Here is a 13,944-nt window from a genome sequence, read left to right on the forward strand (position 1 = left end):
ACAGGAACGGAGTTCACGGGGGGGCGACAGTCCTGCCGTCCCCCGTATCTGTTCCGATTGAAAATCAAACGTGCCCCGTGGTGACGCTTTCCCCGATAACAACGCGGAGAAGGAAGGCAAGATAATGCCGTGTGTTTTATGTGGACAGACATCGCTCTCAACGATCTCTACGGTAGACGCCAAATCACACGGCGCCTTGAATGTAGCCATATGCGGCGGTTGCGGGCTTGTTCAACAAGATCCGATGCCTTCGAAAACGGAACTTGGCCATTTTTACGCTCATACCTATAGAACAGACTACAAGAAGACATATACGCCAAAAGCCAAGCATATTTACAGGGCTGGCATGGCGGCGATCGAGCGACTCAATTTCTTACAATCTCATGGGGTTCATGGCGGCAAATTGCTTGACGTAGGTGCAGGCGGGGGAGAGTTTGTCTATATTTCCAAAACCCGAGGGTATGACTCCAAAGGTATTGAGCCGAATATCGGCTATTCAGAGTTTGCCAGAAATCAGTACGGCGTGGAAATCAAGACTGGAGAATTATGCGAGACACGAGAAACCTACGACATCATTACAATGTTTCATGTACTAGAGCATATGCCCAATTTCGAGTCCTTTAGGATGGCGTGGTCCATGCTGAACGAAGGCGGATCTCTATTCATTGAGGTTCCTAATATAGAAACAAACGATGCTTCGCCGCACAACATATATTTCAAAGCACACCTGTTCTACTTTAATAGAGCGACGCTCTCTGCTTGTGCCAGCAAATACTTTGACCCTCTGGTTATAGAGGCCCGATCGAACCTCCGAATTTTATTCAAACGGAAAGGCCGGCAAAGCCACATCGCATTGCCCACACAAGACACCGTTTCTTCTCTTGCCCTGAGACTTCGGCAAAAGGGATGGTTCGAATATCTGATTGCGGGGGGCGGAATGTATAAACTGTTTTCCAAGCTGAACCAACGGGTGCGGGAGTCAAGGCTTAAGAACAAATCACACTTAGAGATTCTAAATTCACTTCTTTCTTAGACACGGAGCAAGCCCCCACATATCCATCTGCAAGCAGCGATGCGTCTCTGCGGCCTGCCCGTGGGTGAGCTATCGCTAGAGAAACCGTGGCAGCTGATAACCCGCTCCTGAAAACTAGACGAGACGAGATCTGACTGAACTGGGATTTCGGAGCCTTCCGCAACCGGGCTTGATCGCCCGCTCGATAAACTCTCAGGCCTATACCCTCCCCGTTCCCTAGCAGAACACCTGGACCTGGCTAGACTCGTGCGGGGACTACTCACAACACCCCTATGATCGGTCTAAGACAATCTGAGCAGAGCTGGCAACCGAGCATAAGCGCACACCTCGCAGTGCAGCCCGTGTACCGATGCACGCGACGTTCACTGCAACAAGAGAACTCCATACTTGCCACCCTCACCCTATCGTCAGATTGCGCTAATTATCGGTAATAATTCGATACGCGCTCGCTGAGAATTCCCATCTCAGTCTGGAATCTGACTTGCAAACATGACAAGTCATGGGAGCGGATGGTCCGATCCCCCTTGCTGCTTAAGGGAGGTTGTTCAATGGGTACACAGCACGTAGTGACGATGTTGCCGGGAGAGGGAACCGGTCCGGAAATTTGCGAAGCGGTCCGGCTGGTGATCGATGCGAGCGGCGTCAATATCAAATGGGAGTATGAAGAGATCGGACTGGACTGTTTAGAGAAGCACGGCACGTTGTTGCCTGACAAGACGGTCCAAGCCATCGCCAGAAACAAGATCGCGTTGAAAGGCCCCACGACCACGCCGATCGGGACAGGCCACAAGAGCGCGAACGTGACACTCCGAAAGGTGTTCGATCTCTATGCGAATGTGCGGCCGGCCAAGTTGATTCCCGTGCTCAAGCGGCCCTGGGACAAAATCGACATCCTCAACTTCCGTGAGAACACCGAAGATTGCTACGCGGCCATCGAGCATATGGTGTCAGACGAAGTGGCGCAATGTTTGAAGGTTATCACCTGGCCTGGCTCCTATCGCATCGCCGAGTTTGCCTTCAAGTGGGCAAAAGCCAATGGGCGCAAGAAGATCTACTGCGTTCATAAGGCTAACATCATGAAGATGACCGACGGTCTCTTTCTCGATGCCTTTAGAGAGGTCGCCAAGAAATATCCGGATATCGAGTCCGGCGACATCATCGTGGACAATTGCTGCATGCAGCTCGTGAGAAATCCTGCGCAATTCGATTGCTTGGTGCTCCCGAATCTGTACGGGGACATCCTGACGGATCTCTGCGCAGGATTGGTCGGCGGCTTGGGATTCGCGCCGGGTGCCAACGTGGGCGACAACTGCGCGATCTTCGAGGCGGTCCACGGCTCTGCGCCGAAGTATGCGGGGATGAAGAAGGTGAATCCGTCGGCCGTGCTGGTCTCCGGAATCATGATGCTCCGCTGGATGAAGGAAGAAGCGGCAGCCGATCGGATCACAAAGGCGATGTTTGCCGTTCTCGACGAGCGGAAGCACGTGACGTACGACGTCGGCGGGACGGCAACGACAGACGAGTATGCGCAAGCCATCGTGGATAAGATGCACGCGAAGGCCTGAGTTCGAGATTTTTGGCTGAATGAACAAGGAGAACACCCATGCCTACATGCACTGAAATTGCGAAAGCGACGAAGAAGAAGCGTGAGATCAAATTAGTCGGCATCGATATGTACATCATCACCGAGAAGGGGATCCCGAAGTTCGACGACATCGGGCCGTTCAAATGTGAATTTATTTCGAACCGTGGCACGAAGGTCTGGCCCGGCTTCGTCAGTCCCGATCTGCTGCAGGTCAACTGGTATCGCTGCAGGTTTATGGCGACCAAAGACGTGCAAGACGCGGACGTGAACACCTTCTTGGACGCCTTGACGAAAAAGGGCTGGTGGTGGTCTGCCGCGCAGAAGTTATGGAACTACGACGGCGAAGCCGGATTCAGCAAGGCGTACTAGCCTTGGCCCATTGGCTGCCGCTGCGAGAGGGCGTACCTTTCGCAGCGGCGCCTCAGCACTCACGCTAGAGGAACGCAGCTCCTGATTTACCGGCACCTGACGGCGTACGCCCTGATGCCGCGCAACAGCACGACCCCTGAGCCTTATCCCGGGAACAAGAGGCTTTCCCGGATGACCGGCTCAGCCGCTCACTCGCAGCCCCCGGCACCGGTAAACGGATCAGTTGACCGTATGGAGACAAGACCGATGGTTCCCGCTGCAACCAAAACGAAAGCGGATGTGGAATACCAGGTGATGTTGGCGGTCTTGAACTTCCATCGGGACTATCTTGCATTGCACTATTCCCATGTCCGCATTCAGTTGATCGATAATGTGATTGAAGTCACTCTCGCCCCCCGCCGCCCGATCCCGGCAGAGCAACTCCTCGCGCAGTCGCCTGAAGGCAAAGTCCAACTCCAACAGATGCATACCGCAGCATTCCGCTCCGGAGAAGCCCAGCTGCGCGATCGGCTCCAAGGCATTCTGGGCATCGAAGTTGATGAATTTGTCACCCAGCTCGATGCCGAGACCGGAATCAATACGGTCATCATTCGGCTCGCCAAGCGCCTCGACCTAGTCTTACCCCCCGTATCCAGCAATGAATTCGAGGTCAAACATCTGGCATAGCGGCGCACCCCTCCCGACCCGCCAGTCAGCATGACCGTGACGGTGAAAGAATAGCCGCTCCTCAGCACCCCGCCCTAATTCGTCTTTGCCAATCCCAGAGCTTTGATTGAAGCCCTAGCAGCGGCACTGGCTTTACTTGCAGGATTGAGCAACTGACCGGGATCGGCGTGAACGCCGGCGGCCGATACGCGATTGCACTGTTGAATCACATCGGTGAGGGGCACAAGGGCCTGACTCCGGCGGGGATCTGAATCCGGCAGCTGCTTGAGAATGGCTTCGGCGTCACCGGCGGCGGCTTCGCAGTGATGAACGATCGCCTTGGCGTCCCCCATGCCGCCATGGGCCATCATGTCCTCCACGTTCTTCATCAACGCATCTCTCCGTTCTTGCAGTGTCGGCTCGGATGCATGAGCCGTACGAGGCCCGAACGAAAGACCGCCGGAAAAAACGGTAGCAAGAAGACTCGCACACACAATACGACCGACGGATACATGAAGCTTTCTCACCGGCTCTCCTTAATAGCGCCCGGGCGACTCTTTCATGGTCGTTAACGTGCGATATAGTGCATGGAACTCTTCCGTGGTCAACGCAGGATTCTGCAGCTGCGCCAGCGCCGCCTGGTCGATTCTGGACTCGACCGTGTCGTCGTAATTCGACGAGGCGATCGTCACGAAGCGTGGAGGAAACAATCGTTCCGGCAACAGGATCCCCACCCCCAGGTTATACTTCAGCGCCAGACGGATCGCCTCCCGCGCCTTGTCGGCCGGCACGTCCCGACCAAGGCCGATGTTCTGCGGCGGCTGGCCCAGCCTGGCGAACTGAAAATGAACGTTCGTCAATCCTGCCTGAGTAAATTCCTCGGTGAGTGTCGCCGTTTGGCTCCGATACTGATCGGCCAGTACGACCTCGACACGGCTCACAGAGGAAACTGCTGGGCCCTCGGCGATGACAGCCGATGTCACCATCGTGCCGGTACAGACGGCCATTGCAAACGCAGTCACATATGTTTTCAGCGTCATGCCCTATCTCGCGTCGAAGGTAAATCCGACCGACGCGCTCCCATTGTCGGCCACCGTGACTTCCTGCTCTCTCTCACCCAACACGGGATGCCAGGCCTTGATGCGATAGGTACCGGCCGGAAGATCCTTGATGGCAAAGGTCCCCTCCGTTCCAGTGATGGCATAGTAGGGATTGTCCACGGCCAGTCCGTGCCCCTGCATGAAGGGGTGCATGCCGCATTGCATGGTAACCCCGCGCCGGTTTCCGGTGAACCGGACAATGTCGCTGGTCCCGGCTTTCGTCAGGGCCGGCCGGTGAAACATGATGAAAATATGCTCCCGGTCCCGTTCATAGAACTGCAAATCGTGGGCGACTGAATCCAGATTCACCACGCTGAGCGGATGTTCATTTCTCACGACCGAGACGAACGGCACGAATTGGCAGATATTCGCCTCGAGTTTCGTCTCCTGAAACTCGAACGGCTTTCCCTTCGTCACTCCCTCGATCGTCACCACCACATCTTTCAAGCCCTGCTGTTCGCCGACCGCCACCTCACGCAACAGTCGATAGCCCGAGCCGTCGGACAGCGCCCCGCAATAGACCCGATCATAATACCGTCGCAGCTCAAACCGCTGGGGATCCGGAATGTCACCGGCAAATTGCACCTTTCCCGTCACCGTCCCCCCGTTGGATACCGCCGTTTCCTCATAGGCTGCTGCCGGAGCTGCCCCGATCATGGATCCGCTCAGAATCAGAGAGCCGAAGAAATACGTCACGAATCGATTTATACGTGTTGCCATATGTCCCACCGTAAAACATACATGGGGGAGCGTGAATGCTCCCCCATGGTCTGAGTGATTTAGACCGGCCTGGCACACTGTGTCGGCAGCGCCCTCGCTTCGTGAGCGAGGACGCCGCCTGATTGCTACTTACCGTCCACTCATCGATGTCCGCGCGACGCTTCCGTTGTCGCTCCCGCGCTCCGCCTTTTGGCTGGACGGAACTTGCGGGGCCAACGGAAGGACCCGCTGGTCACCGGTCGGAAGGACCTTGAAGAGTCCCCATTGCCCGGCGTTCGCAAAGCCCGGACGTTGGTTCTTCCACATGTAGTCGCCGACGATCTTATTCGGACCGCCTGCTCCTCCCGTCAGATAGGCGTTGATGACTTCTGAACCGCCGAACTCCATGGTGCTGACCTGGTCGGCACCCTGCATGTACGGCTCATGCGGCCATTCGTGTCCGTCCACGGTGAACAACTGCACCTGCTCGCTGAATGCGCCGAGCACGTGCACCGCCACCGGATCGCCGACATGCGCCTGCAACAGCGGCGTCGAGGGCGAGTCGCCGGTCTTCACACAACTGAAGACCTCGGACACGTCACAGCCCTTTTCCATCCGCCACGCGGTCGGTTCAGACCGGTAGTTGACCGCCGTGATACCGGCGACCTGTTGGATATAGGGCATGAAGCTGACACCCACGATGTTGTCCTCGTCCTGGAACATCAACGAGAAATCGCGGTAGTTCTTCCGATTGTCGTTCCCGGGGATCGTCCGATCCACGATCACGTCGGCGCGCCAGCTGCTCTTCATCGTAATATCGTTGCCCGTCACCGGATCGCGGTAGCGCGATCCCTTCGGACCGACGATGATCGACCCGAACAAGCCGTTCCGTGGATTCTCCACCACGTTCCCCCAGTCTTGAATGAGGGCGGCCAGTTCTCCGTACTCCGGATGCGCGAAGTACGTGTAGGTCTTGCTCTGACCCGGAGCGATCGTTTGATCGCCGGGGTTGTTGCCGACATTGGCGCCGAACGAATCTTTCGGATCGAACGCCATCATATCGACGTGGAATCCGGCCCGTTCTTTGGCCATTTCGTTCTTCAGATTGATCTTCACACAATCCCCGACGTTCACGTGCAGCGTCAGCGGGCTCGGCCGCAATTCACCGGCCTTGACCCGTCCACGATCCTCGTCGAGCACGTACATCTTGCCCTGCTGATTTTCGAAGACCATCTTGCGTTCGAGATCGACTTCCATCGTACCCGGCGCACCCTCGTGATACCGGATGACTTGATCGATCGCCGACACGTTGAAGGACTTCACGGGCGCATCCGCCGGGCAGACCGACGGCGCAGACTTCTGGATTTCTTCACGGCTCGGCAAGGGTTTCAGATCCCCTTGCAGTTCGTCGAAGACCCGGAAGATACCCCAGCTGCCTTCCGCGAAGTGGGACGCGCGGCCGCTATAGTAGAGATAGTCGCCGGCCTGCTTCTGCGGTCCGCCCGCGGCAGGAATCGCCGGGTCGTACCGCTCTCCGATCACCAGATGCACCGTACTGCGCGGCATCGCCATGGTGGCGTACCGCTCCATCGGGAACCAGTGCCCGGTCACGTGCCAGGTGTGCACTTCGTTGGCCGATCCGACCAGCGCCCGAACCAGGATCGGATCACCGAGATAGCTCCGCAACAACGGCGTGCCAGGATCTCCGTGAATACCGGACACAAACAGCTTCGACGGATCCGGATTGTTGGCCAGGCGCACACTCAACGGCTCCACACGCATGCTGTAGCCGCTGCCCGTCGTGGCTTCGCCGCCGTTCAGGAACGTCATCGCCGACTTGTTGATGCGCTCCGGGAACTGGTGCGACGGAGGCCCGTCGACCGTGACCGCTCCCATGCGCGCCTGCGGGTTGTCGGTCATGATCAACTCAGCCGACCGCGCGTTGCTGTCCATGATATGCATCATGACTTCGCGGAAACTGCCCCGGATATGGGCCGAGACCGGCTCCAGGGTGTGAATGTCCGCGATAGGACCGCTCCGGAGTTCCTTTCCGGTGTACGGATCATGATAGGTCGATCGCGGCGGTTCGGTGATGAAGGCTGAGAACAGACCATGTCCCCAGGTATCGGTGCCGAACACGTGATCGTGCCAATACACCGTTCCGAGATCCGCATCGACATACCAGCGCTCGCGGATGAACTCCACGCTCGCAATGTCGTTCTTCTTGTGCGCGTACTTCAATGGCGCATCGAAGGTGATGGTATTGCCCTTGATGTCCTTGATCCGCACGATCTCGAAATACTTCGGATCATCCATGCCCACACCGAGTTCGGTATTGACATGGAACTTGGACGAATTCTTCACCGTGATACTGCGTGAACCGGCTTTCGTATCCGCCGTCAGAGTCGTGTTGCCGGGCAGGGGCATTCCCTTGTCCGGTTGCGGATCCTCCAACATCGTGAAAGCCCGCAGCGACATGTCGTACGAGAATCCGATGGTCGGACCGTCGGACGCGCTCGTGTCGAACTGGAAGAAATGCGGATGGAGATTGATCTTGTTGGCCCATCCCGTCCGCGCATCGTCCGGGATTTCGTTCTTGAAGATCACGTCCACGCAATCGTGCACGTTCCCGCGAATCACCAAGGGTACTTGCTTCTTGGGATTCTTGCGGACTTCCTCTTCCTCTTCATGCAGCACATAGATCATGCCGATCGGATCCACGACCGCGGCGGTTTTCGGGGTCGCCGGCTTGAGGGTAATCGGCAAGGTGATCGAATGGATATTGAAATACTTTCTCGGCGCATTTTCCGGACAGAGGCTCCAGGGCCCCTGCGCACCCGGCACGGGCGGCTCCGTGCTTCTGGTGCCGTCTTCACGGACACGGAACGGCTCCAACCATGGCGCGCCGCCGTGATTGGGCGCAAACGGAGGACGCTTCCCGAGGTGCGGACGCAACCAGGGGAATGCCAGCTTGCCCGTCTGCGGATCGAACGTGATCGCCGGACGCTGCAGCGGAGTCGGCGAGACATAATCCGCCCACTTGTGCGGGGTTTCCGGCTCGTTCATCGCCTTCGTGCCGTCCCACTTCCAGTTCACCACCGTCGCATCGTGCGCTTGCGCCTGCTTGACCTGGTCTTCGGTCTTGCCCGGCAACCCCTGCGGCGGGAGCATGTACTCAACCCAATCCTTGATCGACACCTTCACGGGACTGGCCTTCCAATCCGTCTTGTCCTTGGTGATCTCGTACTTCTTCCCGCCGTACCAATCGACGGTGGTCCCGACCAGCTTGTCGGAGCTGACCGCCAACTTGATCTTGCCCTTGCGATCCGGCAGCTCAACGAGCGGCTTCATCACATCGGTCTGGAATCCGGTCGATTGCAGGGTGTTGTACACACGCCAGAATCCCCACATGCCGGTCACATAGTGCTGAGGAATGTGGCAATGGAACACGAACTCACCGGCCAATGCCTGCAAACCGCCCGAGCCGCCTTCGATCACTTCATCGTAGATCTCGGACGGACCGATAGATTGCACATCCAACCGGTCTGACGTGTCGCTGATCGGCGGGAACTTCACGGGACCGCTCTTCGACAGCGTCGGATCGAGCTTGCTCGTGCCGGGCTGTCTGGCCCAGCGGATCGATCCGCCGTGCAAGTGGTGCGAATGCACGATCTCGGACCCTCCGACCATGCGGAACTTGGCCGGATCGCCAAGATAGGAACGGGGAATCGTGGTGGCCGGATCGCCGAATGTATAGGACCCGTAGCCCTGCGACTCGTCGGCAAATCCCACTAGGTGCGCCTGAATTTCCAACCGCTCGCCGTGCGGTTCGCTGCGGAAATTGAGCAATCGCGCGGCCGGACGATAGGTATCCGTATGGGCATCGCGCTGCGGCAACATGTCGCCCTTGCGATCCAGGAGACGGAACGTCTCGTCGCCCGCCTCATGATAGATAATGACGAATTCGCGGAAGTCTGATCCCTTCTCCACATCGATCATGGCCTCCCAGCCGCTCTTCATCTCTTCTCCCGTAAACGGGCTGAGGAACCGTGATCCGCGCGGCTCGACGACGATCGATCCCAACAAGCCCAGTGAATACTGATCGCGGCTTGCATGGCTATGGAAGGCACGGCCGCCTTCCTGCAGATCGATGGGAAGGTACCACTCGAAGTCACCGGTTTTCCCCGCCGGAACCAGCGCCTCGGGGTTCATGGCATTCGCCGGCTTCCCCGTGCTGGCCACGAGCATTTGGGAGCCGTTGATGATCATGTTCGTCGGCTCGTTCTCGATCTGATTGCGCAATGTGACCCGCAGACAATCGCCCTGGTTCACCCGGATCACGAGCGGCTGAATCAGATCGCCCTGCAACCCGTTCGAAATGGCGCCGCCGGCAAACGTCGGATCTTCGCTGTCCCGCGCTGCCTTGTTCTTTGCTTCCTCCTCACGAATACCCGCTACATTCTCGGTCAACGCATACATGTAGCCCGGATAAAAATCGCCGAACCGGTTCACGGTGATCTCGACATTCATCGCCGTGAGATCATACGCGCGGACCGGCGCCGTCACCGGGCAGCGAGCGCCCTGCGTGACTTGCACCTTATCCGGATCCTCCGCCACCAGCAGCACACCCTGCTGCATCGCATGGGCCCCGGCCCCTTGGAACGGCCCCTTACTCTTGACCTCCCGCTCGATCTGCTCGATCGCCTTCGACATCTTGTCCTGCAGCACCGGACCGGCCTGCGCATGCACCGGCGTCGCCACATCGGCATTGTGATCGACGGCGATATGCCCATCATGCGACATGACCGCGCCTGCAGGCATGGTCCAGGCCAACTCAAGACAGGTCGTCAGTCCCAACACTCCCACTCGCACCCACTTCATTGATACACCCATAGATACACCCATACGTCCAGCCTCCTCCATCAAACAAACCGTCTAGGCACCGTTCACTTCTACCGACCGCGTAAACCCGACCCTATCGAATTCGAAGTCTGGTGAAGGCCAACTTTCATCGGAGGGATCGTCAGGAGGCCGGTCCTTTCTTTCCCGCTCCTCCACCAGACAGCTCTCAATTTCATCCACATAGGAGGTTGACTGCGTATACTTATGTGGACAGGGCTTAGAGCAAATTGTGTTCCCCTTGTCCTACAAGGAACGTTTCGGCGATTTGCCAGGAATCGATGGCAAAGTAGAAACACGAGCGCCTGGTGCAATGGGGCGGCACTGCCCCATTGAACCGGTGCCGAACACACAAATATTTGATGTTATGAATGTCTCAGATTTCTATGAAGATAGGCTGAATGGGGCGCTAGCGCCCCACTCAGCCGTCACCTGAACTGATGGATGTGAATAGAAAATGAAGAGACTTGCGCAGCAGTACAGACCGACTTAGAAACCAGAGGAGACACACCGCATTCAGTCGCGACTCATCTTGCGCCGGTGAAACCTCCGCATTATAGTGCCCCTTCTCTTATTCACGGTGCATACTCCCATGCATAGACATCCCCGCTGCTCTGCATACACATCACGACCTGCGAAGCATCGCGACACCATCAGTGCCGTACTCTGCGTGACGCTCGCGGGCACCTCGTGCCTGCTCGCAGCAACCGCGGCGCCGCCCGATGTATCCGGTCACATCGCAGCAATCACGGAACACGCTAAAAGCTCTCCGATGCAGACCGTGGCAGAAGGCCCGTTCTTCATGGGCACGGCCCGAACACACCACGGATCGTTCAGTCTCGATCTTCAATACGACGACACGGAACAACCGCAACGGCGCGTGTGGCTCAACCGATATGAGATCGATCGGGATGAAGTGAGTCTGGGACAATTCCTGCTGTGGCTCAGACAGCAACAGCGCCCGGTCTCCGAGGGCATGCGCAAATTGATTGAGCATGTCACGACTGTCCATGCCCTGCCGCCGGATACCCTGGCACGCTGGCCCGCGCTGTATGTCAGCTGGTCCGAGGCGTCTGATTTTTGCCGTGCACAGGGGAAACGGCTCCCGACGGAAGCCGAGTGGGAAAAAGCCGCCCGTGGCGAGCAGGCGAGCCTCTTTCCCTGGGGATCACAACCGCCCACGCCGGCGCTGGCAATGTTCGGTCAGCATCATGTGAGCGAGATTCCCATCGTAGCGCCCGTTGACAGTGGAGAGACAGGGCGCAGCCCCTACGGCCTGCATCACATGGCGGGCAATGCGGCCGAATGGGTCGAAGACTGGTTCGGGATTGACTATTACATGACCATGCCGGAACGCAATCCGCCCGGGCCGTCCTCCGGACGGTACAAGGTGGCGCGCGGAGGATCCTGGAAGAGCGCGCCCGCATTGCTGCGTGCAGCCACGAGAAGCGGCGCATCGCCGGACCGGCGGACTACGACAATCGGATTCCGCTGCGCGCGATCCATTACGTCTGCCACCCTTCCGACACCATGAGGACCTTGATGTATTGGATGTGCCTATTGTTTACGATCGGGCTCAGCTTCGGCCCGATCACGCCGGCGCTTCCAGCTGCTTCACTCGACCGCGAACTCCCCGGCTGGAGAAGCTACACCAACGCCCGCTTCGGATTTTCTGTCCGCTACCCTGACACCTGGAAACTCGGCAATCCGCTGCCGGACGGCGTTGGCATCACGTTCCAGCCGCCGATCGATCAGAGCCTCGTCGCGTTGTCCGGCCACATGAATATCCTGGAGGGCACAAGCCAGGATAGCCGACAGACCCTCGATGAATTCGCCGCCGCGCATCGCCGGATCATTACGGACCTCTACAGCAAGAAGAAGGTCGAGATCGCGTGGCAACCGGATCAGATGACGACCCTCGCGGGGTTCCCGGCCAAGCGCCTGGCCTTCACCTACCAGGACGACCAGCATCACGCAATGCTGGAGCTCCATATTTTTTCTTTGGGACGCAACGAAGGCCGCGGGGTACGGATCAAGGTGCCGGTCTCGGCACAAGGCCAATTGATGCCGGCCATCACCAGAATGCTGGAGAGCTATCAGCCCGGACGAGATCAGAACGCGGTGAGCCCCCTGGCGCCGAAACCCGATGTTCCCAAAGCTGCGCCCCGTTCATGACCGGAAACCGGCGCAATGTGCCGGCCACTCCATCATATGTCGATACGTCACAAACCTTACCGCGCTGTACGCAACCGATCCGGCAGATGCGTCAGATCAATGAGCGATCGGTCGGCAAGCACCGCCGCGTGTTCGATGACGCTCCGTAGCTCACGCAGATTGCCGGGCCAGGGATAGTGGCGCAGACGCCGCCGTGCCCGGGGTGTGAAATTCTGCCACATGAGTTGGTCGTCCGTGCCGCCCGCCTGACAAGTCTTGAGAACCCAGTGGGCCAAGACATCGATATCGTCGACTCGTTCGCGCAACGGATGCAGCAGAATCGGAACGACACTCAGCTGCCAATAGAGATCCTCACGGAACGTGCCTCTGCCGCAGAGAAACGTCACATCCTGCGTCGATGCGGCAATGACACGCAAATCAACATCGTAATACCCTTCTTGCCCGAGCCGTCGCCCACGGCGTTCTTTTAGGACCCGAGCAACCTTGGCCTGCAGACGGAGACTAAGGCCGCCGACCTCGTCCAGAAACAGCGTGCCGCCGTGGGCCGTTTCCAACAGGCCGGGCTGCTGACCGGTTGATAGCGTTGCACCGAACAACTCCGCTTCCAGAGTCGATTCGTCACCGGCGATGCAACCGACCGATACGAACGGCTTTGACTGGCGTACGCTACGCGCGTGAATCGTTCGCGCCAGATATTCTTTGCCCGTTCCGGCCTCCCCGGAAATCAGCAGTGCCGCGTCCGTCGCCGCCACACGCTCGACAACTTCACGGACCAGCTGAGTGGCGGTGCTGTTTCCGATCAAGACCCCCTCGTACGCGGGAACGTGACTCCCGGCTAAATTCGCGGCCGGAGCGAGCGGCATATCCAGGCAGGCACGCCCGCTCTCCCCTTCTCGGTTGAGAGCACGCTGCACCACCGTCCGAAGTTCCTGCCCGGTAAACGGCTTAGCCAGATAATCGAACGCGCCGTGCCGCATGGACGCCACTGCGGTCTGAATAGACGCATAGGCAGTCAATAGGACCACCTTGATCGCCGGATCGATCAGCTTGGCGGCTTTCAACAACCCGATACCGTCGAGGCCCGGCATCCGGAGATCGGTGAGCAGGACCTGAGGCCGCTCGCGCTCGATCACCGCCAAGGCCCGATTCGAGTCTGCTTCGACCACGCAATGGTACCGATGCCGGCTCAGAATCCGTCGACAGTTCTCAATGGCATCAGGCTCATCATCGACGATCAAAATCTTCTCTGGTGCCACAATCTCCATACGGTCCTCATTCTTTGTCGCAAGTAAATGGGGTCGAGTATGTTCTGCTGTTCAGCACTCGAGTGCATGAAGAGCTCCAGCCTCTCTTGCTAAGCAATTGCGATGCCGCTGAGAACGAGAATATGGGACAATGACGCCCCATCCCCCCATCCGCATGCAGATGTGACTGAGGAA

Annotated in this window: 11 protein-coding genes; 6 read left to right on the forward strand and 5 right to left on the reverse strand. The window is 58.1% G+C overall.

Going from position 1 to position 13,944, the window contains the following annotated elements:
* Positions 1-124: 124 nt before the first annotated feature.
* The 4 genes from Q7U39_14060 to Q7U39_14075 all read left to right on the forward strand — a co-directional run bounded on the left by Q7U39_14060 (position 125) and on the right by Q7U39_14075 (position 3,653).
* Positions 125-1,033 (forward strand): class I SAM-dependent methyltransferase, encoded by a 909-nt coding sequence (locus tag Q7U39_14060; GenBank protein ID MDO9119079.1) that lies wholly within the window; start codon positions 125-127, stop codon positions 1,031-1,033.
* 548 nt (positions 1,034-1,581) lie between these two features.
* On the forward strand, positions 1,582-2,598 hold the full coding sequence (locus tag Q7U39_14065; protein ID MDO9119080.1) for an isocitrate/isopropylmalate family dehydrogenase: 1,017 nt from the start codon (positions 1,582-1,584) through the stop codon (positions 2,596-2,598).
* Between the two features lie 38 nt (positions 2,599-2,636).
* A complete protein-coding gene (locus Q7U39_14070) occupies positions 2,637-2,987 on the forward strand; it encodes an isocitrate dehydrogenase (protein MDO9119081.1) in 351 nt (116 codons plus the stop codon).
* 246 nt (positions 2,988-3,233) lie between these two features.
* Positions 3,234-3,653 (forward strand): Na-translocating system protein MpsC family protein, encoded by a 420-nt coding sequence (locus Q7U39_14075; protein ID MDO9119082.1) that lies wholly within the window; start codon positions 3,234-3,236, stop codon positions 3,651-3,653.
* A gap of 74 nt (positions 3,654-3,727) precedes the next feature.
* On the opposite strand, the gene Q7U39_14080 is transcribed toward Q7U39_14075, so the two are convergent.
* The 4 genes from Q7U39_14080 to Q7U39_14095 all read right to left on the reverse strand — a co-directional run bounded on the left by Q7U39_14080 (position 3,728) and on the right by Q7U39_14095 (position 10,336).
* Positions 3,728-4,159, reverse strand: coding sequence for a hypothetical protein (locus Q7U39_14080; protein ID MDO9119083.1), 432 nt, complete (start codon positions 4,157-4,159; stop codon positions 3,728-3,730).
* Positions 4,160-4,168: 9 nt separating this feature from the next.
* Positions 4,169-4,672, reverse strand: a complete 504-nt coding sequence (locus Q7U39_14085; protein ID MDO9119084.1) for a hypothetical protein — start codon at positions 4,670-4,672, stop codon at positions 4,169-4,171.
* 3 nt (positions 4,673-4,675) lie between these two features.
* Positions 4,676-5,452 (reverse strand): carboxypeptidase-like regulatory domain-containing protein, encoded by a 777-nt coding sequence (locus tag Q7U39_14090; GenBank protein MDO9119085.1) that lies wholly within the window; start codon positions 5,450-5,452, stop codon positions 4,676-4,678.
* A 129-nt stretch (positions 5,453-5,581) separates the two neighbouring features.
* Positions 5,582-10,336 (reverse strand): multicopper oxidase domain-containing protein, encoded by a 4,755-nt coding sequence (locus Q7U39_14095; protein ID MDO9119086.1) that lies wholly within the window; start codon positions 10,334-10,336, stop codon positions 5,582-5,584.
* A gap of 766 nt (positions 10,337-11,102) precedes the next feature.
* Here Q7U39_14095 and Q7U39_14100 point away from each other — a divergent pair.
* Both Q7U39_14100 and Q7U39_14105 read left to right on the forward strand, forming a co-directional pair.
* Positions 11,103-11,864: an SUMF1/EgtB/PvdO family nonheme iron enzyme gene (locus tag Q7U39_14100; protein ID MDO9119087.1), complete on the forward strand. Its 762-nt coding sequence runs from the start codon at positions 11,103-11,105 to the stop codon at positions 11,862-11,864.
* A gap of 8 nt (positions 11,865-11,872) precedes the next feature.
* Complete coding sequence (locus tag Q7U39_14105; GenBank protein MDO9119088.1) at positions 11,873-12,505, forward strand: hypothetical protein; 633 nt, start codon at positions 11,873-11,875, stop codon at positions 12,503-12,505.
* Between the two features lie 56 nt (positions 12,506-12,561).
* Here the strand turns inward: Q7U39_14105 and Q7U39_14110 are convergent, their stop codons facing one another.
* A complete protein-coding gene (locus Q7U39_14110; GenBank protein ID MDO9119089.1) occupies positions 12,562-13,770 on the reverse strand; it encodes a sigma-54 dependent transcriptional regulator in 1,209 nt (402 codons plus the stop codon).
* Positions 13,771-13,944 lie beyond the last annotated feature (174 nt).

Origin of the sequence: Nitrospira sp., assembly GCA_030653545.1 — a bacterium.
Classification (GTDB): Bacteria; Nitrospirota; Nitrospiria; order Nitrospirales; family Nitrospiraceae; genus Nitrospira_D.

Coding starts and splice junctions, on each gene's coding strand:
- Q7U39_14060 (MDO9119079.1), top strand. CDS start 125: ATGCCGTGTGTTTTATGTGGACAGACATCGCTCTCAACGATCTCTACG.
- Q7U39_14065 (MDO9119080.1), top strand. CDS start 1,582: ATGGGTACACAGCACGTAGTGACGATGTTGCCGGGAGAGGGAACCGGT.
- Q7U39_14070 (MDO9119081.1), top strand. CDS start 2,637: ATGCCTACATGCACTGAAATTGCGAAAGCGACGAAGAAGAAGCGTGAG.
- Q7U39_14075 (MDO9119082.1), top strand. CDS start 3,234: ATGGTTCCCGCTGCAACCAAAACGAAAGCGGATGTGGAATACCAGGTG.
- Q7U39_14085 (MDO9119084.1), bottom strand. CDS start 4,672: ATGACGCTGAAAACATATGTGACTGCGTTTGCAATGGCCGTCTGTACC.
- Q7U39_14090 (MDO9119085.1), bottom strand. CDS start 5,452: ATGGCAACACGTATAAATCGATTCGTGACGTATTTCTTCGGCTCTCTG.
- Q7U39_14095 (MDO9119086.1), bottom strand. CDS start 10,336: ATGGGTGTATCTATGGGTGTATCAATGAAGTGGGTGCGAGTGGGAGTG.
- Q7U39_14100 (MDO9119087.1), top strand. CDS start 11,103: ATGCAGACCGTGGCAGAAGGCCCGTTCTTCATGGGCACGGCCCGAACA.
- Q7U39_14105 (MDO9119088.1), top strand. CDS start 11,873: ATGTATTGGATGTGCCTATTGTTTACGATCGGGCTCAGCTTCGGCCCG.
- Q7U39_14110 (MDO9119089.1), bottom strand. CDS start 13,770: ATGGAGATTGTGGCACCAGAGAAGATTTTGATCGTCGATGATGAGCCT.